Origin of the sequence: Pseudomonas sp. SLBN-26 (genome assembly GCF_006715895.1) — a bacterium.
Classification (GTDB): domain Bacteria; phylum Pseudomonadota; class Gammaproteobacteria; order Pseudomonadales; family Pseudomonadaceae; genus Metapseudomonas; species Metapseudomonas otitidis.
This window is the reverse complement of sequence record NZ_VFOB01000001.1, coordinates 1298843-1324663: the sequence shown is the minus strand read 5'-3', so window position 1 is coordinate 1324663 and position 25821 is coordinate 1298843. Positions and strand designations below refer to the sequence as shown.

General features: G+C 70.9%; 19 protein-coding genes. 6 read left to right on the top strand and 13 right to left on the bottom strand.

Annotated elements, in window-relative coordinates:
• Nucleotides 1-85: 85 nt before the first annotated feature.
• From FBY21_RS06170 to FBY21_RS06125, 10 genes are all read right to left on the bottom strand, one after another.
• Entirely contained in the window at nt 86-757 is a 672-nt protein-coding gene (locus tag FBY21_RS06170; protein WP_142009514.1) for a nitroreductase, read from the bottom strand.
• A gap of 99 nt (nt 758-856) precedes the next feature.
• Nucleotides 857-1267, bottom strand: coding sequence for a GlcG/HbpS family heme-binding protein (locus FBY21_RS06165; RefSeq protein ID WP_044407643.1), 411 nt, complete (start codon nt 1265-1267; stop codon nt 857-859).
• Complete coding sequence (locus FBY21_RS06160) at nt 1264-2130, bottom strand: alpha/beta hydrolase (protein ID WP_142009512.1); 867 nt, start codon at nt 2128-2130, stop codon at nt 1264-1266. Before FBY21_RS06160 ends, FBY21_RS06165 begins: the two co-directional genes overlap by 4 nt.
• Complete coding sequence (locus FBY21_RS06155; protein WP_142009510.1) at nt 2127-3473, bottom strand: FAD-dependent oxidoreductase; 1347 nt, start codon at nt 3471-3473, stop codon at nt 2127-2129. The genes FBY21_RS06160 and FBY21_RS06155 overlap by 4 nt, the downstream gene beginning before the upstream one ends.
• Nucleotides 3474-3490: 17 nt before the next feature.
• Nucleotides 3491-4324: a tryptophan 2,3-dioxygenase gene (locus FBY21_RS06150; protein WP_142009508.1), complete on the bottom strand. Its 834-nt coding sequence runs from the start codon at nt 4322-4324 to the stop codon at nt 3491-3493.
• Between the two features lie 11 nt (nt 4325-4335).
• Nucleotides 4336-4629: a MoaD/ThiS family protein gene (locus FBY21_RS06145; protein WP_142009506.1), complete on the bottom strand. Its 294-nt coding sequence runs from the start codon at nt 4627-4629 to the stop codon at nt 4336-4338.
• 30 nt (nt 4630-4659) lie between these two features.
• The gene (locus FBY21_RS06140; protein ID WP_142009504.1) at nt 4660-5067 is read right to left on the bottom strand and encodes a Mov34/MPN/PAD-1 family protein; all 408 of its coding nucleotides are present in this window, start codon (nt 5065-5067) and stop codon (nt 4660-4662) included.
• A 10-nt stretch (nt 5068-5077) separates the two neighbouring features.
• Nucleotides 5078-6277, bottom strand: a complete 1200-nt coding sequence (gene moeB / locus FBY21_RS06135) for a molybdopterin-synthase adenylyltransferase MoeB (protein WP_142009502.1) — start codon at nt 6275-6277, stop codon at nt 5078-5080.
• Nucleotides 6278-6279: 2 nt separating this feature from the next.
• On the bottom strand, nt 6280-7338 hold the full coding sequence (locus tag FBY21_RS06130; RefSeq protein WP_142009500.1) for an aminotransferase class I/II-fold pyridoxal phosphate-dependent enzyme: 1059 nt from the start codon (nt 7336-7338) through the stop codon (nt 6280-6282).
• 32 nt (nt 7339-7370) lie between these two features.
• Nucleotides 7371-8306: a helix-turn-helix transcriptional regulator gene (locus FBY21_RS06125; RefSeq protein ID WP_044407622.1), complete on the bottom strand. Its 936-nt coding sequence runs from the start codon at nt 8304-8306 to the stop codon at nt 7371-7373.
• Nucleotides 8307-8605: 299 nt separating this feature from the next.
• On the opposite strand from FBY21_RS06125, the gene FBY21_RS06120 reads away from it, so the two are divergent.
• Genes FBY21_RS06120 through FBY21_RS06095 form a run of 6 tightly spaced genes read left to right on the top strand, consistent with a single transcriptional unit; the run spans nt 8606 to nt 19819 of the window.
• Nucleotides 8606-10333 carry a CoA transferase gene (locus FBY21_RS06120; RefSeq protein ID WP_142009497.1) on the top strand — a complete coding sequence of 576 codons (1728 nt, stop codon included), beginning with the start codon at nt 8606-8608 and terminating at the stop codon, nt 10331-10333.
• Nucleotides 10334-10345: 12 nt separating this feature from the next.
• A complete protein-coding gene (locus tag FBY21_RS06115) occupies nt 10346-13060 on the top strand; it encodes an AMP-binding protein (RefSeq protein ID WP_142009495.1) in 2715 nt (904 codons plus the stop codon).
• Entirely contained in the window at nt 13057-14805 is a 1749-nt protein-coding gene (locus tag FBY21_RS06110; protein ID WP_142009493.1) for an ABC transporter ATP-binding protein, read from the top strand. Before FBY21_RS06115 ends, FBY21_RS06110 begins: the two co-directional genes overlap by 4 nt.
• Nucleotides 14802-16544 carry an ABC transporter ATP-binding protein gene (locus FBY21_RS06105; protein ID WP_142009491.1) on the top strand — a complete coding sequence of 581 codons (1743 nt, stop codon included), beginning with the start codon at nt 14802-14804 and terminating at the stop codon, nt 16542-16544. Before FBY21_RS06110 ends, FBY21_RS06105 begins: the two co-directional genes overlap by 4 nt.
• Nucleotides 16545-16575: 31 nt before the next feature.
• A complete protein-coding gene (locus tag FBY21_RS06100) occupies nt 16576-18570 on the top strand; it encodes a TonB-dependent receptor (protein WP_142009489.1) in 1995 nt (664 codons plus the stop codon).
• Between the two features lies 1 nt (nt 18571).
• Complete coding sequence (locus FBY21_RS06095) at nt 18572-19819, top strand: MFS transporter (protein WP_142009487.1); 1248 nt, start codon at nt 18572-18574, stop codon at nt 19817-19819.
• Nucleotides 19820-19911: 92 nt separating this feature from the next.
• On the opposite strand, the gene FBY21_RS06090 is transcribed toward FBY21_RS06095, so the two are convergent.
• Genes FBY21_RS06090 through mexE form a run of 3 tightly spaced genes read right to left on the bottom strand, consistent with a single transcriptional unit; the run spans nt 19912 to nt 25744 of the window.
• Entirely contained in the window at nt 19912-21306 is a 1395-nt protein-coding gene (locus FBY21_RS06090; protein ID WP_142009484.1) for an efflux transporter outer membrane subunit, read from the bottom strand.
• Nucleotides 21303-24491, bottom strand: a complete 3189-nt coding sequence (locus FBY21_RS06085) for an efflux RND transporter permease subunit (protein WP_074971454.1) — start codon at nt 24489-24491, stop codon at nt 21303-21305. The genes FBY21_RS06090 and FBY21_RS06085 overlap by 4 nt, the downstream gene beginning before the upstream one ends.
• 11 nt (nt 24492-24502) lie before the next feature.
• Nucleotides 24503-25744 (bottom strand): multidrug efflux RND transporter periplasmic adaptor subunit MexE, encoded by a 1242-nt coding sequence (gene mexE / locus FBY21_RS06080; protein WP_044407468.1) that lies wholly within the window; start codon nt 25742-25744, stop codon nt 24503-24505.
• Nucleotides 25745-25821 lie beyond the last annotated feature (77 nt).

The window sequence follows — 25821 nt, the reverse complement described above, 5'->3', positions numbered from 1 at the left end:
CAGGCGACACGGGCAAGGCGCGCATTGTAGCGGCAGCCCGTGGCGCCGGCACCCGTCCCGACGAGCGCGCCTGCCGCTGCCCGCCTCAGAAGCCCTGGAAGCGGGCGAAGGCCTCCACCGGGACGCGCTCGGAGCGCAGCTGGTTGACCGGCGCCTGCGGGTCGGCGTGGCCCAGGGCCAAGCCGCAGTAGAGCACCTGGTCTTCGGCCAGGGCGAAGTGCCGGTGCAGGCTCTGGCGCACCATGCCCCAGGCCTCCTGCATGCAGGTGGAGAGGCCGCGCTCCTGGGCCACCAGGGCGAGGGACTGCATGAACATGCCCAGGTGCGCCCACTGGCCGTGGCCCATGCTGCGGTCGATGACGAAGAACAGCCCCACCGGCGCGCCGAAGAACTGGAAGTTGCGCGCCAGGGCCCGCAACCGGCCGGCCTTGTCCTCGCGGGGGACGCCCAGCAGGGCGTAGAGCGCTTCGCCCACCTGGTAGCGACGGGTGCGGTAGGGCTCGCTGAGGGCGGCCGGGTAGATGGGGAATTCGTCGGCTTCGCCGGCCGGGTTGCGCAGCAGGGTCTCGGTGGCCAGGCGCTCGACGGCGGCCTTCTCGGCCCCGGCCACGGCGATCACCTGCCAGGGCTGGAGGTTGCCGCCGGAGGGCGACCAGCGCGCGGCATCGAGCAGGGCGTGGACGGTGGCGGCGTCCACCGGCTGGTCAGTGAAGGCGCGAATGGAGGTGCGTTGCTGGAGCAGTTCGACGACGGACATGGAAACCTCGGCAGCAGGGCGGACCGCGCCAGTGAAGCCGCCCCGGGCGTTCGCCGCAAGCAGCAGAACCGCCAGGGACGAGGGCGCGGCTGCCGGGGCTCAGTCCCTGTTCAGGGCGTCGATTCCGGCCTGGGCCACCTGGGTGTCCTGGGCGGAGGTGACGCCCGAGACGGCGATGGCGCCGACCACGGTGTCGCCGATGCGGATCGGCAGGCCGCCTTCCAGCAGGCCGGTCATCGGGGTGGCGAGGAAGGACAGCCGGCCCTGGCCGAGGATCAGTTCCTCGTAGAACTGCGTCGGCCGCCGTGTCAGCGCGGCGGTGCGGGCCTTGGCGGTGGCCATCTCCACGCTCATGGGGCTGGCGTCCTCCAGGCGTTGCAGGTGCAGTAGATGGCCGCCGTCGTCGACGATGGCCACGGTCACCGCCCATTGTTGCTGGCGGGCGAAGGCGCGGGTGGCCTGGGCCATGGCCTGGACGTCCGGGTCGCTGAGGCAGGGGCGCTGGTTCATCGCATGGGCTCCGGAGTGAGGCTGGCGAGGCAGCGGCCGAGGGGGCTGGCCGGCTCGGTGAGGTCGAAGAGGATGTCGAAGTGGTCGCGCCCCGCGCAGGGCTGCACTGCGGTGACCGGCAGGTAGCGGGCCAGGTGGCGGGCCATGGCGTGGCTCTGCTGCTGGAAGGCGTCGGTTTCCCGCTCGCCCCAGGCCAGGGCCACTGGGACTTCGCAGCTGGGCACCCGGCGCAGGGGGCTGAGGGCGGCGGCACGCGCCACTGTGAGCTGCAGCGGCTGGTCGATGTAGGTGCCGATCAGCGGCGCCAGTTCATAGATGCCGCTGACCAGCAGGGCCGCCTGGAACGGCGGCGGCCCCTCCCAGGGGTGGCTGAGCATCATCGCCACCAGGTGCGCCCCGGCGGAACTGCCGGCAAGGACCAGATGCGGTACGCGCCCCCTTGCCAGCAGGGCCGTCCGCAGTTGGAGCAGGGCGCTGGCGACCTGCTCGACGATCTGTTCCAGGCGCGCCTCGGGGGCCAGGCGATAGCCGACCGCCGCCAGGTCGTAGCCCTGGGCGTGCAGCCCGGGTGCGGGGAACAGCGAGTCCTCGGCGCTCAGCTCCTGCCAGTAGCCGCCATGCACGTACACCAGGGTGGCCCTGGACGGTTGGGGCGCGGGCAGCAGCAGGACCTTCTCCCGGGGCGAGGGGCCGTAGGGCAGCACCTCGGCCGGGCCGCAGAGGGCCTCGGCGGCGCGGCTGTCACGGTGGTAGCGCTGCAGCGTCTCGGCGAAGCCGGGCGCCAGGCTGCTCGGCGAGTAGGCCCGCTCGCGCTGCTCAAGGGGCAGGTGCAGGCCGAAGGGGTCGTCGTGCAGGGCCGTCATGCCGCGCCCTCCAGGGGGTGCAGCGGGTCGAGGCGGTCGAGCAACTGGCGCTCGGCCTTGGCCAGGTCGATCTGCTCGAAGCGCTCGCAACCCTGCACGGCCTCCCGCAGCAGGCGGGCCTGCACCTCGCCCCGGGCAAAGGCCGTGGCGTAGGGCAGGCAGCTGAACGTGACCATGCTGTAGCGCGGCACGAAGCGCCCCGGGTGGCGGGCCTCCAGCCACGCGGCCAGTTGGCGCTCCAGCTGGTAGTCCGCTGCACGCACCCGTTCGCGCATTTCCACGTAGTTCTCCAGGGCCATGGCCTGGATTGCGCCGGCATTGGGCCGGCGCTCCTCGGCGTAGGCCTGCAGGGCCGCCTCCAGGGGGTGCGGCCGGGCCAGGTGGCGGGCCAGGGCCAGCACGTCCTCCAGCCCGCAGTTCATGCCCTGGCCGTGGAACGGCACCATCGGGTGAGCCGCATCGCCCACCAGCACGGCGCAGCCCTGGGCGTGCCAGCGCTCCAGCCAGAGGGTGCCGAGCTGGCCGATGGGGTTGTGCTCGAAGTCCGCCTCCAGGTCCGGCAGTTCGGCGGAGAGGTCGCTGTAGTGGGTGTCGAACCAGCGTCGCGCGGTGGGGCCGTCCGGCAGTTGGGCGAAGCAGTCGGCGCTGCCGTCGTCGTGGGGCAGGAACAGCGTGGTGGTGAAGCTGCCGTCGATGTTCGGCAGGGCGATGCTCATGTGCCCGCCTCGGGGCCAGATATGCAGGGCATCGGCCAGCAGGCGCCCGGAGGCGGGGATGTTCAGCTCCTTGTAGCCGTGGGGCTGGCGCTCGCGGCGTTCGCCCAGGGGGCCGCCTTCGGCCATGGCCCGGCGTACGCCGGAGTCGGCACCGTCGGCGCCCACCAGCAGGTCGAAGGGCCAGCGCTGGCCACCGGCGATGACCTCGCGGCGCGCCCAGTCGATACCCGCCAGCGGGGTGTCGAAGTGCAGCTGGGCGCCGGCTGCCTGTGCCGCGTCCAGCAGCAGCCGGTTGAAGCGGCCGCGCTGGATCGACCAGATGGCATCCCCGGCTCGGCTGCTGTAGGCGTGGAATTGCTCCGGCACGCCCGGCACATGGACCCGTCGGCCGTGCATGGCCACGGCGCCGGCCAGCACGGCAGCGTCCAGGCCGGCCTGGCGCAGGGCCTGCAGGCCGCGCTCGGCCAGGGCGAGGTTGATCGACTTGCCGGCCTGGGCGGTGTGCAGGCGCGGATCGGGGCGTTGTTCGAGCACGGTGACCTGCCAGCCCTGGCGCTGCAGCAGGCACGCCAGCAGCGGGCCGGTGAGCCCACCGCCGACGATCAGGGCGGTGCGATGTTCTGCCATCGGGAAATCTCCTGGGTTCAGAGGACGGTGCGCAGGTTCCACAGTTCGGGGAACAGCAGCGTGTCGAGGGTCTTGCGCAGGTAGTCGGCGCCGCTGCTGCCGCCGGTGCCCTGGCGACGGCCGATGACCCGCTCGACCATGCCGATGTGGCGGAAGCGCCAGTGCCTGACGTTGTCCTCCAGCGCCACCAGTTGCTCGGCCAGCTCGTAGAGGTCGCGGTGGGCTTCGGGAGCGCGGTAGACGGTGAGCCAGGCGGCCTCCACCGAGGCGTCGTAGCCGGTGGGCTCGTCGACGGCGGCCTGCAGGCGCGCGGGGTCGATGGCCAGGCCGCGCGCGGCCAGCAGGCGCACCACCTCGTCGTAGAGCGAGGGCGCCAGCAGCCGGGCCTGCAGGGCGCGCAGCGCTGCCGGGTCTTCGGCGTGGTCTTCCAGGTGGCGGGCGCACTTGTTGCCGAGGAGGAATTCGATCTCGCGGAACTGCACCGACTGGTGGCCGGAGGCGCTGCCCAGGGCCGGGCGCATGGCCAGGAAGTCATTGGGGGTGAGGGTGGCGAGCACGCTCCAGGCGTGGATCAGGTGCTCCATGATCCGCTGCACGCGGGTCAGCGCCTTGAAGGTGCGGGGCAGGTCCTGGCAGCCGACGTGGTGGGTGGCGAGGGTCAGCTCGTGGAGCATCAGCTTCATCCACAGTTCGGCGGTCTGGTGCTGGATGATGAACAGCAGTTCGTCCGGCACCTCCGAGCGTGGCACCTGGCTGTGCAGGATGTGCTGCAGGCTCAGGTAGTCGCCGTAGCGGCCGTCGCCGGTACGGGTCGCCAGGGCGTTCCTGGCGCCGGAAAAGGGGCATCCCATGGTCGCCGCTCCTATGCCGGGTTCCGGCAGTCCTGGCCACCGGCGACGGCGGGCAGGATGGTGATCTCGTCGCCGGGGGCGACACGGGCCTCCAGGCCGCCGTGGAAGCGCACGTCCTGGTCGTTGACGTACAGGTTCATGAAACGCACCAGGGTGCGGCCCTTCAGCAGGCGCTGCTCCAGGCCCGGCCAGCGGCGCTCCAGGTCGTCGATGACTTCACCCAGGCTGTCGCCCTGGGCGCGGACCTGGGCTGCGCCGGCCGTCAGGTCGCGCAAGGTGGTGGGGATGTGGATGGTGATGGACATGGCGGTTCCTCGTGGTCGGGGGCATGGGGTTCAGTCGAAGGCCAGCGGCTGCTCCAGGATTCGGCCGTCCTCGATGCGGAAGCAGCGCATCGACAGGTCGAAGCGGGGATCGGTGCTGACGATGAGGTGGAACACCTCGGGAAAGGCGGCGGCGTACTCCACGTCGGTGTCGCTGGGGTAGGGCCGGGATGCGGTGTGGGAGTGGTAGAGCACCAGGGGCACTTCGCCCCGGCCGTTCATCTCGCGCCACACGCGCAGTTGCTGCAGGGGCTCGAAGCTGAAGAAGTCCTCGGCCTGGGCAGCGTTGTGCATCGGCACCAGGCGCAGGCTGCCGGGCTCGCTGGGCACGGCGGCGATCAGCCCGCAGCATTCCAGCGGGTGCTCGGTGCGGGCCTGGTGGGCGATGGCATCGCGCAGGGCGGCGGGCAGGGTGAGCATCGGGCCGTCCTCAGTAGCGGGGCTGGTCGGGAGCCACGTCGCGCACCCAGGCGAGCACGCCGCCCTGCAGGTTGCGCACGTTGTGGTAGCCGGCGGTGAGCATGGCCTCGACCACCTCGCGGGAGCGGCTGCCGCCCTTGCAGCAGATCACGTAGGGCTGCTCGCGGTCGGCCAGCGGCCCCTGGCCGAGGCTGGCCAGGGCGCGGGCCTTGGGCAGCAGGTCGGCGCCTTCGATACGGACGATGTCCCACTCGTTGGGCTCGCGCACGTCGATCAGCCGGGGCGGCTGCCCGCTGCCGAGCAGGGCCTGCAGCTCCTGCGGGCTGATCACCGGCACGGGGGTGGCCGGCGCCGAGGGCTGGCCCAGGCCGCACAGCTGCGGGTAGTCCTGCAACGCGGTGATGGGCTGGCGCTGCGGATCGCGCTGCAGGGGCAGGTAGCGGTAACGCATGCGCAGGGCGTCGTAGACCATCAGCGTGCCCAGCAGGGATTCGCCGATCCCGGTCAGCAGCTTGATCGCCTCGGTGCCCATCACCGAGGCCACGGCGGCGCAGAGCACGCCAAGCACGCCGCCCTCCGAGCAGGACGGCGCCAGCTCCGGCGGGGGCGGCTCGGGGTAGAGGTCGCGGTAGTTCAGGCCGCCGCCGGGGGCGTTTTCCCAGAACACGCTGGCCTGGCCTTCGAAGCGGTAGATGGAGCCCCAGACGTAGGGCTTGCCGGCCAGGACGCAGGCGTCGTTGACCAGGTAGCGGGTGGCGAAGTTGTCGGCGCCGTCGATGATTAGGTCGTAGCTCTGGAACAGCGCCACGGCGTTGTCGTTGTGCAGGCGCAGGTCGTGCAGGTTCACCTGCACGTGCGGGTTGAGCGCGGCGATGGTGCGCTTGGCGCTCTCGGTCTTCAGCTCGCCGAGGGTGTCCATGCGGTGGATCACCTGGCGCTGCAGGTTGGAGGCGTCCACCCGGTCGAAGTCGACGATGCCCAGGGTGCCGACACCGGCCGCTGCCAGGTACAGCAGGGTCGGTGAGCCCAGGCCGCCGGCACCGATCACCAGCACGCGGGCGTTCTTCAGGCGCTGCTGGCCGGCCAGGCCGAACTCCGGCAGCAGGATATGGCGGCTGTAGCGGGCGCGCTCCTCGGCGCTGAGGGTGGCCTGGTCGCTGACCAGGGGGCCGAGGGTGCGGGGCAGGGGAGTCGGGGTAAAGGCAGTCATGTTCAGCTCCGGGGCAGGTCGAGGGCCTGGCTCAGGGCGTGCCGGAGCCGGGTCATTTCATCGGGGGTGCCGAGGGTCACGCGCAGTCGCTGTTCCAGGCCGGGCCAGGGGCGGCCGACGCGGATGCCGCCGGCGGCCAGGGTGGCGATCACCTCTGCGGCCGGGCGCTGGCAGTCGATCAGCACGCAGTTGCTCCGGGACGGGCTGTAGCGCAGGCCCTGGCGGTCCAGCCAGGCGCAGAAGGCCTCGCGCTGGGCCGTGTTGGCGGCCTTGCGCCGGGCGCATTCGGCCTCGTCGTGCAGGCAGGCCAGCGCGGCGGCAACGGCCGGCACCGGCACGTCGTGGGCCGGCTGGGTGTGCATGCGGTCCAGCACGGCGGGCTGGGCGATGGCATAGCCCAGGCGCAGCCCGGCGAGGCCGTGGATCTTGGAGAAGGTGCGGGTGACCACCAGGCCGGGGCGGGCGCTGACTGCCGGGATCATCGAAGGCTCGTCGCTGAACTCCAGGTAGGCCTCGTCGATCAGCGCCACCGGCGGGTGGGGCAGGGCGCCGGCCTGTTCCACCAGAGCCAGCAGCGCTGCGTGGGGGGTGACGGTGCCGGTGGGGTTGTTGGGGTTGGCGATGTAGATCAGCCCACCCTCGCTGGCGGCGAGCATGGCCTGCACGTCGTGCCCGCCGTCCGCCAGCAGGGGCACCCGGCACACCGCCCGGCCATGCAGGCGTGCGGCCTGCTCGGGCACCGGGTAGCCCGGCGCAGCCACCACCAGCGGCGCATCGGCCCGGGTGAAGGCCAGGGTGGCGTAGTGCAGGGCGCGGTTGGAGCCGGGGTACAGCGAGACCCATTCCAGCGGCACGCCATGGCGCTGGGCAAGGGCCTGGCGCAGCGCCTCCACCCGCTCGAACTGGTAGCGCGAGGACAGGCCGATGGCTTCGCTGGCCGCCTGCCGCGCAGCCGGCGGTACGCCGTAGGGGGATTCGTTGAGGTTGAGGCAGAGGGGCGTTTGCAAGGCGCAGGCGTCCCCTTCGCCCGCCGCGTGGCGGGCGCTGGATAGGTGGTTCATGTCAGGTTCCCGGGTTGGGCGTTCGTGGATGGCTAGCGGCCGCTGCGTACCGACTTCGGGGTGTAGCCGAAGAACTTGAGGAAGGCGGCGCTGAAGTTGTTCGGGTGCTGGTAGCCCACCTGGTAGGCCGTCTCCGAGACCCGGTAGCCGGCGGCGAGCAGCTCCTGCGCGCGTTGCATGCGCATCTCCAGCAGGTGGTGGGCGGGGCTGGTGCCGTAGGCGTGGCGGAAGCATTCCTTGAGCTTGTATTCGCTGATGCCCAGCGCGGCGCAGAGGCAGGCGTTGTTCAGCGGCTGGCCGAGGTTGGCGCGCATGTAGGCCTCGATCCGCTCCATCACGTCCAGGTCACGGCCGCTGATGCGCTCGGCCTGGGGCGTGGCGGGGGCCAGCAGGTTGAGCTGCTCGGCCAGCAGGCTCAGGGCATGGATGCGCTGGCGCAGGCCGTCGTGCTCGCCGACCCGGGGGTTCTTGAAGAAGCGCAGGTGTTCGCTGCTGCAGCTGCCGTTGTAGGCGATCTGCCGGAAGCTCTCGTTGTGGCGCAGGGCCTTGCCCAGCAGGCGGCCGCAGCGCTCGGGCCCGATGTAGCGGGTCAGGGTCGACTCCGACACCACCAGGCGCAGTTGCTGGATGGGCTCGTTGGCGGCGTAGCGACGCTCGCCGGTGCCGGCCTGGAACACCGAGACCGTGGTGTGGTTCGCCGCGAAGGGCAGGGCATTGCCGACCCGGTCGAGAAACTCGGACTGGCCGGACAGTCCGAAGGTGATGACCAGGGTGCGGTCGTTGCCATCGTGCTCGCAGACCTCCCGCAGGATGCGGCCCGAGGAGACCCGCGAGCGCACCAGGGAGAACCCGGCCTCGCAGTCCAGCCGCTCGATCAGCGCCTGGCCCTGGGCCGATGCTGTCTGGTGGCGCGTCCATTCCTTGAGTTGCTGGGCGCTGGCCAGCTTGGGTTGTGCCAAACCGTTCATAGCAAATCACTCCTCATCACTCGCCCGGTGTGCCTGTGCGGGGCTCCATCCGGGCGCAGTGATCACCGTCCTTGACTGGGTTCGCCGACGCATCAGAGCACAGGCGAAGTGGGTAAAAAACCGCCTCGCCGGAACTGCATATGAAAATCGCCGGAGTGCATATGTAATGCGAATGATTAGCATTAATCAAGGAAGTATGATCCTCCCATCGACCTGCAACGGATTGCCGCAGGCCCTGGAGATAGAGGGGGTCGGCGCTCCGGGTGCAGGAAGCTCGAACAGGAACGAAGGAGTTGTTCATGTCGATACGGCCCCTGGAAGGCGTGACCCTGCGGATGGCCGAAGCCCCGACCGGGCTGCAGGCCACCCGCGATGCGCTGGCCCTGCGCATGGGCTTGCTGGGCGCGCGGGTATGCGCGGCAGCGGGTGTGCAAGGCCTGGATGGCCAACTGACGGCCTGGTTGGAGGATGCCGCCGGCGCGCGGGTCACCTTATATGTGCGTGGCTGGCCCTGCGGGGTACAGCCGGTGAGCGAGGCGCTGGCCCAGGCGGCCTGCGGGCTGGTGGGCTGGCATGGGCGCAGCGCCGGTGGGCTGTTCACCCTGGGGGTGGGCTACCTCGGGGTGCTGACGGCCTCCCTGGCGTCCACCGCTGCCGTGGCCGCCCTGCTCGGGCAGCGTCGGGGCAGCAGCAGCCATGAGGTGCACATCAGCCTGGGCGGCGCCGGCCTGCTGGCGATGGCCCAGTACCTGGCGATGGACGATGCCGGGCAGGTGCTGCCGGTGCCGGGTGGCGCCGATTGGCAGCACCCGCCCTTCACCAGTGGCGAGGGCCTGCGCTTCGAGCTGGAAGCCCTCGACCCGGAGGCCTGGCGCCGCTTCTGGGAAGGCCTGGGGGTGTCCCTGGCGGACATCGCCGCCGGCTGGCCGCCGTTCATGCAGCGCTACACCACCGCCACGGCGTGGTTGCCGCCCTCGCTGTTCCGCGCCTGTGCGCGCTATCGCCTGGCCGACCTGAACTGCCTGGCCCGGGATGCCGGGGTCAACCTCTGCACCCTGCGTCTGGCGCCCCGGGAAGACTGCGCCCAAGGCCCCTGGGCCTTTGACCCGCCCGTATCGGCCGCTGCCCTGGCGCGCGCGCCCTCCAGCGCGGCCCAGCCCCTGGCTGGCCTGGCGGGGCTGGAGGCCTGCCGGCTGATCCAGGGGCCGTTGGCGGGGCACCTGCTGCGGGAACTGGGCATGCAGGTCACGCGCATCGAGCCGCCGGGCGGTGATCCGATGCGCGGCATGGCGCCTTTGGTGGGCGGCCTGTCCGTGCACTTCCAGGCGATCAACCGGGGCAAGCCCTGGGTCGAACTGGACGTGCGCAGCGAAGCCGGGCAGGCCCGGCTGGGGCAGTTGCTGGAGGGCTGCGATGCCTTCCTGCACAACTGGGCGCCCGGACGCGCCGAGCGCCTGGGGTTGACCGCCGAGGCGCTGCGTCGCCATGCCCCGGGCCTGGTGTACGGCTCGGCCTCCGGCTGCGGGCGCCACCCTGGAGCGGACGACCCCCTGGGCACCGATTTCATGATCCAGGCCCACAGCGGCCTGGCCGCCCGCATCCAGCAGCACGACCGGCCGGCCGGCGCGCTGCTCACCCTGGTGGACGTGCTGGGCGGCGCTGCCCTGGCCGAGGGCCTGGTTGCCGCGCTCTACCAGCGCCACGTCCACGGCCTGGCCGGTGCCCTCGATTCCAGCATGAGCGGCGCCGCCGGCCTGCTGCTGGAGGCCGCCATTGCCGACGCGGGGCAGGTACTGGCCTGCACCGACGGCCACCTGATGCTCGACGGTGCCGACCCCTCCGAGGTGGCGAGCCTTGGGCACCTGGCCGGTGGCGAAGCCCTGGCCCACCTGGCGGCGCGGGGCATTCCCGCCAGCCGCATCTCCCGCTGCGCCGCCGATGTCGGCGCCCACCCCTGGTTGGGCTGTGCCCTGGGCCGTGACGAATACGGCCTGCGTACCGCCAGCCCCTGGATCATCAACGCTTGAGGTCGATACCCCATGGCAAATGAACACCTGTCCGCCGTGCAGCCCCCTGTCTCCGGTGACCGCTACACGGCGCCGGACTGCGTCCCCGCGCACCTTCGCGCGCACTGGCGGGCCGAGGGCATCTATCCCCACAAGAGCCTGTTCGAGTCCTTCCTCGACATTGCCCGCTCACGGCCCCTGGCGGTCGCTGTCACCGAAGGGGCGGCGAGCCTGAGCTTCGCCCAGCTGCGGGCGCGCAGCCTCAGCCTGGCGCAGGTGCTGCACCAGCTCGGCGTCGGGCCTGGCGTGGTGGTGGCGGTGAACCTGCCCAATGGCTGGCGCGCCTGCGCCGTGGACCTGGCCGTGGCGGCCCTGGGCGGCATCGTGCTGCCGTACCCCCTGGGGCGGCGCAAGCGCGACACCCTCGCCATGCTCGGCAAGTCCGCCGCACGGGTGCTGATCTGCAAGCGCCAGGTGGGCGAAGCCGACTACGCCGCGCTGGTGGACGGCCTGCGCCCCGCGTTGCCGGCGCTGGCCCATGTGCTGGTACACGGCGAGCGCTACCAGGACTGGCCGGATCTGGACCAGTGCTGGGAGGGGCCGGCCTGGAACACCGAAGGTCAGCGGGTGGACCCGGATGCCGGCGCCCGGCTGATCGCCTCCTCGGGCTCCGAGTCAGAGCCCAAGCTGGTGCTGTATTCCCACAACGCCCTGGTGGGCGGGCAGAGTGCCTACCTCAACGGCCTGGCGCGCCAGCCCGAGGCCATGCGGGCGCTGTTCGCCGTGCCCCTGGCGTCGCCCTTCGGCTCCCTGGGCACGCCTTGCACCCTGGCCTCCCTGGGGGGGGCGCTGATCTGCCTGGACCGCTTCGAGGCCGACGCGGTGCTGCGGCTGGTCGCCCAGCAGCGCGTTACCCACCTGTTCGCCGGGCCCAACATGGTGGACATGCTGCTGGCCAGCCCCCTGCTGCAATCGGCGGAAGGGCAGGCGCTGGATTTCAGCGCACTGGAGGCCATCGTCAGCGGCGGCTCGGCCCTCAGCGCCCAGACCCTGGCCGGCGTGCGCCGGCACTTCGGCTGTGCCCTGGTGCAGTCCTACGGCTCGGCGGACGGCGTGGCCTGCCACACCGCCCTGGACGACGCCCCCGAGGTGACCGTGCAGACGGTCGGGCGACCTGACCCGGCGGTGGTCAGCCTGAGCATCCGCGACGAGCAGGGGCACGAATGCGCGCCAGGCGAGGTGGGGGAGATCTGGGCACGGGGGCCGATGACGCCGCTGTGCTACTACCGCGCCCCTGAACTCGACCGCCAGTACCGCCACCCGGACGGCTGGGTGCGCCTGGGCGACCGTGGCCAGCTGGACGCCGATGGCCGGCTGCGCATCGTCGGGCGCCGCGCCGACACCGTGATGCGCGGCGGGCACAAGGTGAACCTGGTGGAGGTGGCGCACCTGCTGCGCGAGCACCCGGCCATCGCCCAGTGCGTAGTCCTCAATGCCCCGCTGGAGGACGGCGCCACGCGCATGCACGCTTTCGTGGTGATGAAGGCGGGGCAGCCGCCGCTGACCCTCGCCCAGGTGCGCGGCTTCCTCAATGACGAAGTGGGCGCCCAGCCCAGCCAGTTGCCCGATGCCCTGGCCTGCGTGCCGGAGCTGCCCCTGGCGCCGTCCGGCAAGGTCGACCAGGCGGCCCTGCTGCAGAGCCTGCAGGCGCCACGCCCGGCCGTCTCCGCGCAACCGGTGATCGACCTGCTGATGGGCGTCGAACGGGCCGGCGTGCTGCGGGCCGCCATCGAACTGCAGGTGTTTGACCACCTGGGCGAGGGCGCCAGCGCCCGCACCGTGGCCGAGCGCACCGGGGCCAGCGAGCGCGGCACCCGCATCCTGCTGGACGCCCTGGCCGGCCTGGGCCTGCTCCGCCAGGAGCCGGGGCAGGCCTACTACCGTCTGGGCGAGCTGGCCGAACGCTTTCTGCGGCGCAGCTCGCCGCACTACGTGGGTGGGCTGGCGCAGGTCTACACCGCCGACCTGATGTGGGATGCCTTCCGTCACTTCAAGGACGCCGTGGTGGCCGGTGGCAGCGTCCTGCCCCAGGGCCTGGAGGCCGCCAACCATCCGTACTGGGGCGAATTCTCCCAGGGCATCGCCAACACCGCGCGGGTGACCGCCCAGCGCCTGGCGCAGCAGGTGCTGCCGTGGCTGGCCCAGCGGCAGCAGCCGAGCGTGCTGGACCTGGCCTGCGGCAACGGCACCTACGGCTTCACCCTGGCGGCCGAGTGTCCGGCGGTGAGCCTCTGCGGGGTGGACTGGCCGGCCAGTGCCGAGCTGTTCTGGAGCACCGCAGAGACCTTCGGGGTGCGCGAACGCACACGCTTCATCGGTGCCGACATCTTCACCGTGGAGCCGGGTGAACCGGTGGACCTGATCATCCTCAGCCAGGTCCTGCACCATTTCGACGAGGCCGAATGCCGGCGCCTGCTGGGCCGCCTGCAGGCCTGGCTGAAACCGGGCGGGCGGCTGCTCATCGCCGGTTTCATGCGCTCGGACGCGCCGGCGGAGCAGGAGCCCATTCCGCGCCTGTTTGCCGCGCAGATGCTCAGCCTGACCGAGGCCGGCGACTGCCATGCCCTGGGCGCGGTGCAGCGCCTGCTGGAGGAGCAGGGCTGGCAGCAGATCGAGTCCGCGCCGCTGCGCGGCCTGCCCATCCAGCGCATCTGGGCGGTGCGCGGCGATGCCGGGGAGGTCGCATGAGCCGTGTGCTGTGGAACCTCTCGCGGCCGTTGCGCCCGGCCATCGCCCTGGCCGCTTGCGGCCAGCTCGCGGTCAGCGCCTGCAACGCCGGCCTGGCCCTTTGCCTGGCCTGGGCCCTGGCCGGCCTGTTCGAGGGCCAGCCGTTGGCGGCGCTGTGGACGCCCCTGGGCGCCTTCCTCGGCCTGACGCTGCTGCGCATCGCACTCAATGGCGGGGCCGAGGTGCTGGCCATGCGGGTCGCCGGGCTGACCCGGCAGCACCTGCGCCAGCGCCTGTTGCCCCAGGTGCTGCGGGTGGCCGGGCAGGCGCCCGGCGAGCATGACAGCGCCGGGCTGAGCACCACCCTGATCCACAACGTCGAGGCCCTGCAGGCCTACTACAGCCGCTACATCCCGGCGGTGATCGGCGCGGCCCTGGGGGGCAGCGGGCTGCTTGCGCTGATGGCGCTGTTCGACCCGCGCTCGGCCCTGGTGGCCGCTGTGGGCGCCTTGTCGCTGCCCTTCGTCGATCGCCTCTGGCTGCGCTGGCGACGCCCCTCGGCCGGTGGGCTGTTCGCCAGCATCGGGCGCTTCTCGTCGCACCTGCTGGACAGCCTGCGTGGGGTCACCACGCTCAAGGCCTTCAACGCCCAGGACCGGCGCCGCGATGCCCTGCGCGATCAGGCCCGCGACCTGCGCCGGCAGGCGATGGAGGTGCTGCACGGCATCCTGATGCGCAATGGCGTCACCGGGTTGCTCAGCCTCGGCGGGCTGGCGCTGGTCACGCTGCTCAGCGTCCAGCGCGCCGGTGCCGGCGAGCTGTCGGCCTTCGCCCTGTTCGCTGCCGTGCTGCTGGCCCGCGAAGCGTTCCGCACCCTGGAGAAACTGGACAAGACCTTCCACGTCGCCTGGTCGGGCAACGGCGCCGCCGCCCCGGTGGCCGAGCTGCTGGCGGCGCAGCCGCCGGTGCCCGAGCCGGCCCGGCCCGAGCTGTTGCCGGCCGGCCACGAGGTGGCCTTCGAGGGCGTCACCTTCCGCTGGCCCGGCAGCCAGGCCCCGGCCTTGCAGAACCTCAGCTTCACCCTGGAACCCGGCCAGTGCGTGGCCGTGGTGGGCCCCTCCGGGGCGGGCAAGTCCACCCTGGCGGCGCTGCTGATGCGCTTCATCGCCCCTCAGGAAGGGCGCGTCACCCTCGGCGGCGTGGACATCCGTCACCTGCGCTCCGCCGACCTCTACCAGCGCGTCAGCGGGGTGTTCCAGCAGAGCGTGCTGCTGCACGGCAGCCTGGAGGACAACCTGCGCATGGGTGCGGCGGACGCCAGCCCCGAAGCCCTGGCCGAAGCCTGTCGGCTGGCCTCGCTGGAACCCTGGGTCGCCAGCCTCCCGCACGGCCTGGCGACCCCGGTGGGCGAGGGCGGCAACCGGCTCTCCGGCGGCCAGCGCCAGCGCGTGGCCATTGCCCGTGCCTGGCTCAAGGGCGCGCCGATCCTGCTGCTCGACGAGGCCACCGCCAACGTCGACGTGGCCAGCGAGGCGCATATCGGCGCGGCCATCGAGCGCCTGCGCGGGCAGCGCTCGATGCTGGTGATCGCCCACCGCCTGGCCACCGTGCGCCATGCCGACCGCATCCTGGTGCTGGACCAGGGGCGCCTGGTGGAAAGCGGCGACCACCGCAGCCTGCTGGCCCGCCAGGGCCTGTATGCGCGTCTCTGGGCCCTGCAGCACGCCCACGAAACCCAACCCCTGAGCGAAGGAGCCCTGGCATGAAAGGCAATCCCCACGCGATCCGCGCCGGCGAAGGCAGCCGCTGGAGCGACCTGCTGCGGCTGTCGGCCGGGCAGCCGGCGCTGTTGGCGCAAACCCTGGTCGCCACCCTGGTGGCCCAGGCCGGCATGGTGGGCAGCCTGGCCCTCGGCGGCTGGTTGATCGGCCTGGTGCTGACCGATGCCCCGGCCAGCCTGTGGCAGCAGGTGGCGGCGGCGATGCTCGCCTGTGCCCTGGCCGGTGCCGGTGGGCGCTGGTGGCAGGCCCATGTCTCCCATGTGTTCGCCTTCCACCTGATAGAGACCCTGCAGGTCGGCAGCTACGAGGGGTTGGAGCGGGCCGCCCCGGACGTGCAGGCCGGGGTGCGGCGAGGGGAGCAGGCCAACGTGGCGCTCAACGACGCCCAGGCCCTGGAGCACTTCTTCGCCCACACCCTCACCGATGCCATCGGCGCCGTGTTGGTGCCGCTGGTGGCGCTGCTGGCCCTGGCCGCCATCCAGCCCTGGCTGACCCTGGCGCTGCTGCCGTTCCTGGCGGCCCTGGCCAGCGTGCCGTTCTGGCTCGGCGGGCGTGCCCTGCGCCAGGGCCGGGCGATGAACGAGGCGCTGGCCGGGCTCAACGCCGAAGTGCTGGAAGGCATCGAGGCGCGCCGGGAGATCCTCCTGTTCAACCAGGAGGCGGCCTGGCACGCGCGCCTGGGTCGCCTGCTGGCCCGGCTGCGGCTGGAGCAGCGCCGCTATGCCCTGCGCAGCGGCGCCGAGCAGGGGGTGATCGAGCTGATCCAGGCACTGGCCCTGGTGAGTGCGCTGGCCTGTGGCGCCTGGCTGCTGCAGATCGGCCTGCTGGACCTGGCACAACTGCCCCTGGCGGTGATGCTGGTCGGCGCGGCCCTGCTGCCCATGGCCGACGTGGCCCGCGAGGCCGGCCAGCTCGGCGCCGTGCGCGCCAGCGCCGGGCGGGTCCTGGGGCTGTTGCGCCAGCCGCCACGGGTGCGTGACCAAGGCCGCCAGCATCCCCAGGGCGCGCGCCTGGAGTTCGATCAGGTGCGCTTCAGCCATGGCGGACGCCCGGTCCTGCAGGGCGTCGACTTCCAGGTCCGCCCTGGCGAAATGGTGGCGCTGGTGGGGGCTTCGGGAGCCGGCAAGACCACCTGCGCCAACCTGCTGATGCGTTTCTACGACGTCGAAGGCGGGGCCATCCGCGTCGGCGGCGTGGACGTGCGTGACATCCCCCTGGCCGGGTTGCGCCAGGGCATCGCCTGGGTCGGCCAGGACGCCTACCTGTTCGACGACAGCATCGAGGGCAACCTGCGCCTGGGCCGTCCCGATGCCACCGCCGAGGAGATCGAGGCCGCCGCCCGCCAGGCCCAGGCGCACGACTTCATCCAGGCCTTGCCGGAGGGCTACCAGACCCGCTGCGGCGAGGGCGGAGCGCGCCTGTCCGGCGGCCAGCGCCAGCGCATCGCCATCGCCCGTGCGCTGCTGTCGCAGGCGCCGGTGCTGGTGATGGACGAAGCCTCCTCCAGCCTCGACGCCCACAGCGAGCACGCCCTGCAGCAGGCCCTGCTGGGCCTGCGCGGGCAGCGCACGCTGCTGCTCATCGCCCACCGACCCAGCACCATCGCCCAGGCCGACCGGGTGGTGCTGCTCGAAGACGGGCAGGTGCGCGACCAGGGCACCCATTCGACCCTGCTGGCCCGCTGCGATGCCTACGCGCGGCTGCTGGCCCAACCCACTCAGTAACGGCGCCAGGCGCCAACAAGGAAGATTCGCGATGGTCAGAAGTCGTCGTACCCCCACCCACGTCTGGGTCAGCACCGCGCTGGCGTTGTCCTGCCCGGCCCTCCAGGCCGCAGAGGCATTGAGCCTGCCCGAGGTCAGCGTCAACGCCGAAAAGGTCCCGCGCAGCCTCGACGCGGTGCCGGCCAGCGTCAAGGTGATCGATGGACAGACCCTGGAAGACGAGCACATCACCGGCTTCGAACAGCTGGAAGGGCGAGTGCCGGGGCTGTCGTTCCAGCCCTTCGGCCAGTCGGGCATCAACTCCCCGGTGATGCGGGGCCTCACTGCCAACTTCAATGCGCTGTCCACCTCGACGCTGATGCTGGTGGACGACGTGCCGACCCTCACCGCCCAGGGCTTCGAGAACCGCTTCATCGACATCGACCGCATCGAGGTGCTGCGCGGGCCGCAGTCGACCCTCTACGGGCGCAATGCCGAGGCCGGGGTGATCGCGGTGTACAGCAGGCCGATGGACGAGCTGGCGCGGGCCAGCGTGTCCGCCGAAGCGGGCAGCCGCGACAAGCGCGCCACGCGCTTCGCCCTGAGCAGCCCGCTGGTGGACGAGCGGCTGTTCGGCAGCGTCTCGGGCGAGTGGCAGCGCCAGGACGGTTTCATCCGCAACGACACCCTCGGCAAGCAGGCCGATGACCGCGAACGTTACAACCTCAACGCCGGCCTGCGCCTGGTGCCCCAGGAGGGCACCGACATGGTGCTGCGCTATGCGCGCCAGGCCTATGACGACGACGCCTCGCTGTGGGGCGCGCCCACGGCGCGGCGCAACCACGTGGCCTCGGGCACCGACAGCTGGAACCGCTCCTGGGGCCAGACCCTGTCGCTGAACATCGGCCACAGCCTGGGGGATGACCTGAACCTGCGCTCGATCACCGCCTACAACGACTTCCACGACCGCATCCAGCAGGACACCGACTTCCTGCCGGTCAACCTGTCGATGATTGCCCGCGACCTGCGCCTGCGCACCCTGTCCCAGGAGCTGCGCCTGGAAGGGCAGTGGGGCCTTGCCGACTGGTTGGCCGGGGTCTACGCCGACAGCTCCGAAAACGACCTGCGCAACGTCAGCCAGCGCGGCCCCTTCGTCCAGGAGCTGCGCCTGGACCAGAGCAGCCGCACGCTGGCCGCCTTCAGCCATTGGAACCTGCACCTGACGCCGGACTGGACCCTTTCCCTGGGCGGGCGGGTGGAGCGCTACCGGGTGGGCATCGACCCCCGTGGCGATGCCAACCAGTCCCGGAGCTGGTCGTCGTTCTCGCCGAAGGTGGCACTGCAGTACGCCTTCGCCGAGCAGAACCAGGTCTACCTCAGCGCCAGCAAGGGCATACGCAACGGCGGTTTCAACGTGCTCTCGGCCGCCACCCACTACGCCGCGTTCGAGCCGGAGAAGGTCTGGTCCTACGAACTCGGCATCAAGGGCCGGACCCTGGAGGAGCGCCTGCGCTACTCGCTGGCGGCGTACTACATGGACGTCACCGACATGCAGGTGATGCAGATGCCCAGCCCGGGCGTGCAGTACATCACCAGCGCCGCCAGCGCCACGTCCAAGGGGCTGGACCTGGATGCCGAGTACCTGCTCAGCGCCCGCTGGAGCGTGCAGACCGGGCTGGCCTGGAACCGCACGCGCTTCGACAGCTTCCAGGACGGTCGCGCCCGCTACGACGGGCACCACAACCCCTTCGCTCCCGACCTCACCGGCTACCTGGGCCTGCGCTACGACGACCCGGAAGGCTGGTACGTGCAGGGCAACCTGGTGGGCAGCGACAAGGTCTACCTGGACGCCGCCAACCAGTACACCCGCAACGGCTACGCACTGGTCAACCTCAGCGCTGGCGTGCGCTACGAGCAGTGGGAGTTGAGCGGCTACGTGAACAACCTGGCTGACCGCGAGTACGACGCGGTGGGTTACCAGAACGGTTTCATCACCGTCTACAGCCCGCCCCGCGAACTCGGCGTGCGCGTGACCTGGAAGCTCTGACATGGACCGCCCGAACCCTTCCCACTGGCCCCTGCAACTGCTGCTGGGCTGGGTCAACTTCGCCATGACCGCGCCGTTGATCTACCTCTACCTCGGCTTGCCGCTGGTGATGCGCCAACACGGCTGGAGCGGCACCGAGATCGGCCTGTTCCAGCTGGCCGGGCTGCCGGCGGTGCTCAAGTTCGTGCTTGGCGCCCCGGTGGACCGCTGGGCCCGGGGCGCGCCCGGCTACCGCCGCTGGAGCCTGGTGCTGATGGCCGGCTATGCCGCCAGCCTCGTCGGCCTGGCCTGCCTGGGCATCGAGCAGGCCGGCTTCGTGCCGCTGTTCGCCCTGGCCATGCTGGCCAGCCTGCTCGGCACCTGGGCCGATGCGCCGGTCAACGCCCTGGCGATCCGCTGTTTGCCGGCGGAGGAGCGCCAGCGCGCCGGCATCATCCGCTCCGCCGCCAGCTCCCTGGGGGCGGTGGTGGGCGGCGGGGTGATGCTGATGCTGCAGGCGCGCGCTGGCTGGGCCTGGCCGTTCTGGGCGCTGAGCGGCGGGCTGCTGCTGGCCGCCCTGGGCCTGTGGCTGATCCCGCGGGCCACCCTGGCGCAGGCGGATGACGTGCAGGCCCGGCAGGTGGGCGTCGGCCAATGGCTGGCCTATTTCAGCAACGTCGAGCGGCGTCGCTGGGTGGTGATGCTGATGCTCTATTTCCCCTTCATCGGCGCCGCCTGGGTCTACCTCAAGCCCTTGCTGCTGGACCATGGCCTGCCGCCCGAGCAGGTGGCGCTGGTCGCCGGCGTGCTTGGCGGTGTGGTGGGGGCCGTGGGCAGTGCGCTCGCCGGCCACCTGGCCCGGCGCAGCGGATTGCAGCGGGCCCTGCCGGCCTGCGCCCTGGCAGGCGTGGCAGCTCTTGGCGCCCTGGCCGGCACGGTGGTCAGCGGTGCCGGCGTGCCCTGGCTGGTAGCCTGCACCCTGCTGCTGGCACTGGTGATGGGCGCCTCGGCCGGCCTGCTGTTCGGGATGATGATGAACCACACCCGCGCCGGCCTGACCGCCGTCGACTACGGCCTGCAGTCGAGCCTGTTCGTACTGACCCGCACCCTGGTGCCGATGCTCGCCGGTATCCTGCTCGACCGCTTGGGCTACCTGGGCATGCTGGCGGGGTTGATCCTCTGCATGGCCGGGGTCTGGGCCTGGAGCCGGCGCTTCGTCCGCCATGGGCAGGACCTTGTCGAGCGGTTGCCGGCGCAGGCGGTGCCCTGACCGGGTTGTCGATTCAGTAAAAAAATCCCGCACCCGAGGGGCTCGGGGCGGGATGAAATGCCGACCGGGGGGCGGTCGGGCAAGGGCAACACTCAGGCCTGGGGCTGCCAGCCGCCGCCGAGGGCCTTGTAGATGGCGACGATGCCGCTGTAGAGCTCCACTTCGGCCTGGGCCTGGGCGTCTTCGGCGGCCAGGCGTTCGCGTTCGGCGTCCAGCAGCACGAGGAAGTCCACGGTGCCTTCGCGGTAGCGCACGGCGGCCTGTTCGGCGGCGGCGCGGGTGGCTTCCGACTGGCGCACCAGGGCGACCAGGCGTTGCTGGCGCTTGCCGTAGTCGCTGAAGGCGTTCTCGGACTCTTCCAGGGCCAGCAGCACCTGCTGCTCGTAGCTGGCCAGGGCGCCGTCGGCCTCGGCTTCGGCGCCGCGCAGGCGGGCCCGCACGCTGCCGAGGTCGAAGGCGGCCCAACTGATGGTGGGCGCCACGCCCCAGGCGCGGGCAGCGGAGGAGCCGATCTGCGAGCCGCGCCCGGCGGTGAAGCCAAGGAAGCCGGAGAGGCTGACCTGGGGGAACAGGTCCGCCGTGGCCACGCCGACGTTGGCGGTGGCAGCGGCCAGGCGCCGTTCGGCGGCGGCGACATCCGGGCGGCGGCGCAGCAGCTCGGCGGGGTCGCCGATGGGCAGTTGCTTGGCGATCACCGGCAGCGGCTTGGGCGACAGGTCCACGCTGAGCTGGTCCGGGCGCTGGCCGAGGAGGGTGGCGATGCGGTTGCGCGCGCGGCTGGCGATGGCCTGCAGTTGCGGCAGGGTGGCTTCGGTGGCGGCCAGGCGGCCGTCGGCGCGCAGCACGTCCAGCTCGCTGCCGACGCCGGCGTCGCGCAGTTGCTCGGTGAGGCCACGGGATTCCTGCTGGTTCTTCAGGTTCTCGCGGGCGATGCCCTCGCGCAGCTGGGCGCCGCGCAGGGTGCCGTAGGCGTCCACCAGTTCGGCGATGAGGCTGACCTGCAACTGCTGCAGGTCGGCCTGGGCGGCGCCGGCCTCGGCGTCGCTGGCTTCGATCTGGCGCTGGATGCGGCCGAACAGGTCCAGTTCCCAGGCCATGTCCAGGCCCAGGTCGTAGCGCTCGGTGGTCACCCGGTCCTCGGTCTGGCCGGGCTGCTGGGCCTTGCCGCCCTGGGCGGCGGCGCGGCTGGTGATCACCGGCAACTGGTCGTTGCCGACGTCGTCACGGATGGCACGGGCGGCGCGCAGGCGGGCGAATGCCACGCGCAGCTCGCGGTTCTGTTCGAGGGACTGCTGCACCAGCTGGTTCAGGGTCGGATCGTCGAACTGCTGCCACCAGAGGCTCTCGAAGTGCGAACGGTCGACCGGGGTGGCCTCGGCCGAGGCGAGCCGCGCGGGCTCGCTCTCGGGGGCCTTGTAGTCCGGGCCCACGGCGCAGGCGCTCAAGGCGAGGGCCAGCAGGGCAGGGGCGAATGCCTTGTTGATCATGCGTGCAGTTCCTTGAGTTTCTGGGCCTTGGCCGCCTTGCGCGCTTCGCCTTTCTCGACGAAGCCGCGGATCAGCACATAGAACACCGGGGTCAGCAGCAGGCCGAAGAAGGTCACGCCGATCATCCCGCTGAACACCGCAACACCCATGGCATGGCGCATTTCCGCGCCGGCACCGGAGGACAGCACCAGGGGCACCACGCCCATGATGAAGGCGATGGAGGTCATCAGGATCGGGCGCAGACGCAGGCGGCAGGCTTCCAGTACCGCAGCCAGGCGGTCGAGGCCTTCTTCCTGTTTCTCCTTGGCGAACTCGACGATGAGGATGGCGTTCTTGCACGCCAGGCCCACCAGTACGATCAGGCCGATCTGGGTGAAGATGTTGTTGTCGCTGCCGGCGAGGATCACCCCGACGATGGCGGAGAACAGCACGGTTGGCACGATCAGGATCACCGCCAGCGGCAGGCTCCAGCTTTCGTACTGGGCAGCCAGCACCAGGAAGGCCAGCAGCACGCAGAGCGGGAAGATGAAGATCGCGGTGTTGCCGGCGAGGATCTGCTGGTAGGTCAGGTCCGTCCACTCGTAGGTCATGCCGTTGGGCAGCTCTTCCTTGAGCAGCTTGGCGATGGCGTCCTCGGCCTGGCCGGAGCTGTAGCCGGGGGCGGCGGCGCCGTTGATCTCGGCGGTGATGAAGCCGTTGTAGTGCATGACGCGGTCAGGGCCCGAGCTGTTGTCGACCTTGACGAAGGTGGACAGCGGGATCATCTCGCCCCGGTTGTTGCGCACCTTCAGCTGGCCGATCTGCTCGGGCTCCAGGCGGAACGGTTGGTCAGCCTGGACGTTGACCTGGTAGGTGCGGCCGAAGCGGTTGAAGTCGTTGGCGTACAGCGACCCCAGGTACACCTGCATGGTGTCGAAGATGTCGCTGATGGCTACGCCGTGGGTCTTGGCCTTCTCGCGGTCGATGGCGGCATCCACCTGGGGCACGTTGACCTGGTAGCTGGTGAACACCGACATGGGGTTCAGCTCCGGCAGCTGGCGCGCCTTGGCGATGATGTTCTGGGTCTGCTTGTACAGCTCCTCGTAGCCCAGCCCGCCACGGTCCTCCACCTGCAGGCGGAAGCCGCCGATGGTGCCGAGGCCCTGCACGGGCGGCGGCGGGAAGATGGCGATGTAGGCGTCCTGGATCCCGGCGAACTCCTGGTTCAAGGCAGCGGCGATGGCCCCGGCGGACATGGACGGGTCCTTGCGCTCATCGAAGGGCTTGAGCGGTGTGAACACGATGCCGCTGTTGGGGCTGTTGGTGAAGCCGTTGATGGACAGGCCGGGGAAGGCCACGGTGTTCTCCACGCCCGGGTGCTTGGCGGCGATCTCGGACATGCGCTTGATCACCGCTTCGGTACGGTCGAGGGTGGCGGCGTCCGGCAGTTGGGCGAAGGCCACCAGGTACTGCTTGTCCTGCTGCGGCACGAAACCGGTGGGGGTGCTGGAGAAGCCCAGGTAGCCGCCCAGCAGCAGGCCGCCGTAGACCAGCATGGCGATGCTGCTGCCGCGCAGCACACGGCGCACGGTGCCGACGTAGCCCTTGCCGGCGCGGTCGAAGAAGCGGTTGAACGGGCCGAACAGCCAGCCTCCGAAGAGCCGGTCCAGCAGGCGCGAGAAACGGTCCTTGGGTGCGTGATGGTCCTTCAGCAGCACGGCGGCCAGGGCCGGCGACAGGGTCAGGGAGTTGAACGCCGAGATCACCGTGGAGATGGCAATGGTCAGCGCGAACTGCTGGTAGAACTGCCCGGTGAGGCCGGAGATGAAGGCGGTGGGCACGAACACGGCGCACAGCACCAGGGCGGTGGCGACGATGGGACCGGTCACTTCCTTCATGGCCTGGCGGGTGGCCTCCACCGGCGACTTGCCGAGGCCGATGTTCCGCTCGACGTTCTCCACCACGACGATGGCGTCGTCCACCACGATGCCGATGGCCAGCACCAGGCCGAACAGCGACAGGGCGTTGAGGGAGAAGCCGAACAGGTGCATCACCGCGAAGGTGCCGATCAGCGACACCGGCACGGCGGCCAGCGGGATGATCGAGGCTCGCCAGGTCTGCAGGAACAGGATCACCACCAGCACCACCAGCACGATGGCTTCGAGCAGGGTGTGCACCACCGCCTCGATGGAGCCGCGCACGAAGATGGTCGGGTCATAGACGATTTCGTAGTCCATGCCCTGGGGGAAGCCCTGTTTCAGCTCGGCCATGCGCTGGCGCACCGCATCGGAGATGGCGATGGCGTTGGAGCCGGGGCGCTGGAACACCGGAATGGCCACCGCCGGCTGGTTGTTCAGCAGGGAGCGCAGGGCGTACTGGTTGGAGCCCAGCTCGACCCGGGCGATATCCCGCAGGCGGGTGATTTCGCCGTCGTCGCCGGCGCGGATGATGATGTTCTCGAACTCTTCCTCGGTGACCAGGCGGCCCTGGGTGTTGATGGAGAGCTGGAAGCTGTTGCCGGCATCCGACGGCGGCGCGCCGAGGGCACCCGCGGCGACCTGGCGGTTCTGTTCGCGGATGGCGTTGACCACGTCGGTGGCGGTCAGGTTGCGCGAAGCCACCTTGTTCGGGTCCAGCCACACGCGCAGGGAGTAGTTGCCCATGCCGAACAGCTGCACGTCGCCCACGCCGTCCAGGCGCGCCAGCTCGTCCTTGACGTTGAGCGCGGCGTAGTTGGACAGGTAGAGCATGTCGTAGCGCTGATCCGGCGAGGTCAGGTGCACCACCATGGTCAGGTCCGGGGAGGCCTTGTCCACGGTCACGCCGAGCCGCTGCACTTCGGTGGGCAGGGTGGGCATGGTGCGGGTGACGCGGTTCTGCACCTGCACCTGGGCGTTGTCCAGGTCGGTGCCGAGGGCGAAGGTCACGGTGAGGGTGAGCTTGCCGTCGTTGGTGGACTGGGAGGACATGTAGAGCATGCCTTCCACGCCGACGATGGCCTGCTCCAGCGGCGAGGCCACGGTTTCACCGATCACCTTGGGGTTGGCGCCGGGGAAGTTGGCGCGCACCACCACCGTGGGCGGCACCACTTCCGGGTATTCGCTGATGGGCAGCTGGAACAGCGAGATGGCGCCGCCGATCAGGATCAGCAGCGACAGCACGGCGGCGAAGATCGGCCGCTTGATGAAGAACTGGGAAAAATTCATGGCGTACTACCTCAGCCGCGCGGGCTGACGGAGGGTTTTGCGTTCTGTTCGGCCACGCGTGGGGCATCGCGGCCTTCCACCGAGCGGCGCAGGTCGTCCAGGCGGGCGAGGGTCTTGTCATCGGCCATGGGCACCGCCTGCGGGTCCACGGTGGCGCCGGGCATGGCGCGCTGCAGGCCGTTGACGACGATCTTCTCGCCCTTGGCCAGGCCAGTGCGGATGATGCGCAGGCCTTCCACCTTCGGGCCCAGCTCCACCGGGCGGTAGCTCACGGTGTTGTTGTCGCCCAGCACCAGCACGTACTTCTTGCCGAGGTCGGTGCCGATGGCTTCGTCTTTCACCAGGGCGGCGGGGTAGGTGTCGCTGCCCACCAGCTTGACCCGGGCGTAGAGGCCGGGGGTGAACTGGCCGTCGGCGTTGTCGAACACGGCGCGGCCACGGATGGTGCCGGTGCGCGGGTTGACCTGGTTGTCGAGGAAGTCCAGCTGGCCCTGGTGCGGGTTGCCGGCCTCGCTGGACAGGCCCAGGTACACCGGGCTGGCGCCACGGGCGTCGGCGCCGGCCTTGCGGGCCAGCTCCACGTACTTGAGGAACACGCGCTCGTCGGCGTCGAAGTAGGCGTAGACCTTGTCGGTGGAGACCACCGAGGTCAGCAGCGATTCGCCGGCGTTGACCAGGTTGCCTTCGGTGATCTCGGCACGGCTGACGCGACCGTCGATGGGCGCGGTGACGCGGGTGAAGCCGAGGTTGAGGCGGGCGTTGTCCAGTTGCGCCTGGATCGCCGCGACATTGGCCTGGGCCTCGGCGGCGGCGCTGGTGCGGGCGTCGGCCAGCTCGGCGGAGATGGCGTTGCTCTGGCGCAGGCGGTCACCCCGGCGGGCTTCGTTCTGGGCACGGTTGAGGCCGGCGCGGGCCTGCTGCAGCTGGGCTTCCAGGCGTTTCACTTCGGCCTGGAAGGGGCGCGGGTCGATCTGGAAGAGCAGGTCGCCCTTCTTCACCAGGCCGCCTTCGTGGAAGGCCACCTTGTCGATGTAGCCGGAGACGCGGGGACGGATCTCGACGGATTCGGGGGCTTCCAGGCGCCCGGTGAATTCATCCCATTCGTTGATCGGCTGCTGCAGCACTTCGGCAACGCTGACCTTGGCGGCGGCCTGGTTCATCGGGGCCTCGGGCGTCTTGCCGCAGGCCGCGAGCACCAGCATTGCGGCGAGGGTAAGGCCGGTGCGCCAGGGTTTGTGGGGGGTCTGTTCCATGTGTAGCTCCGCCAGTTGGACTTGTGAGTGGGCGGAGTCTGCGTCGCGGGGCTGAGCGGAACGAATCGAACGCTGCG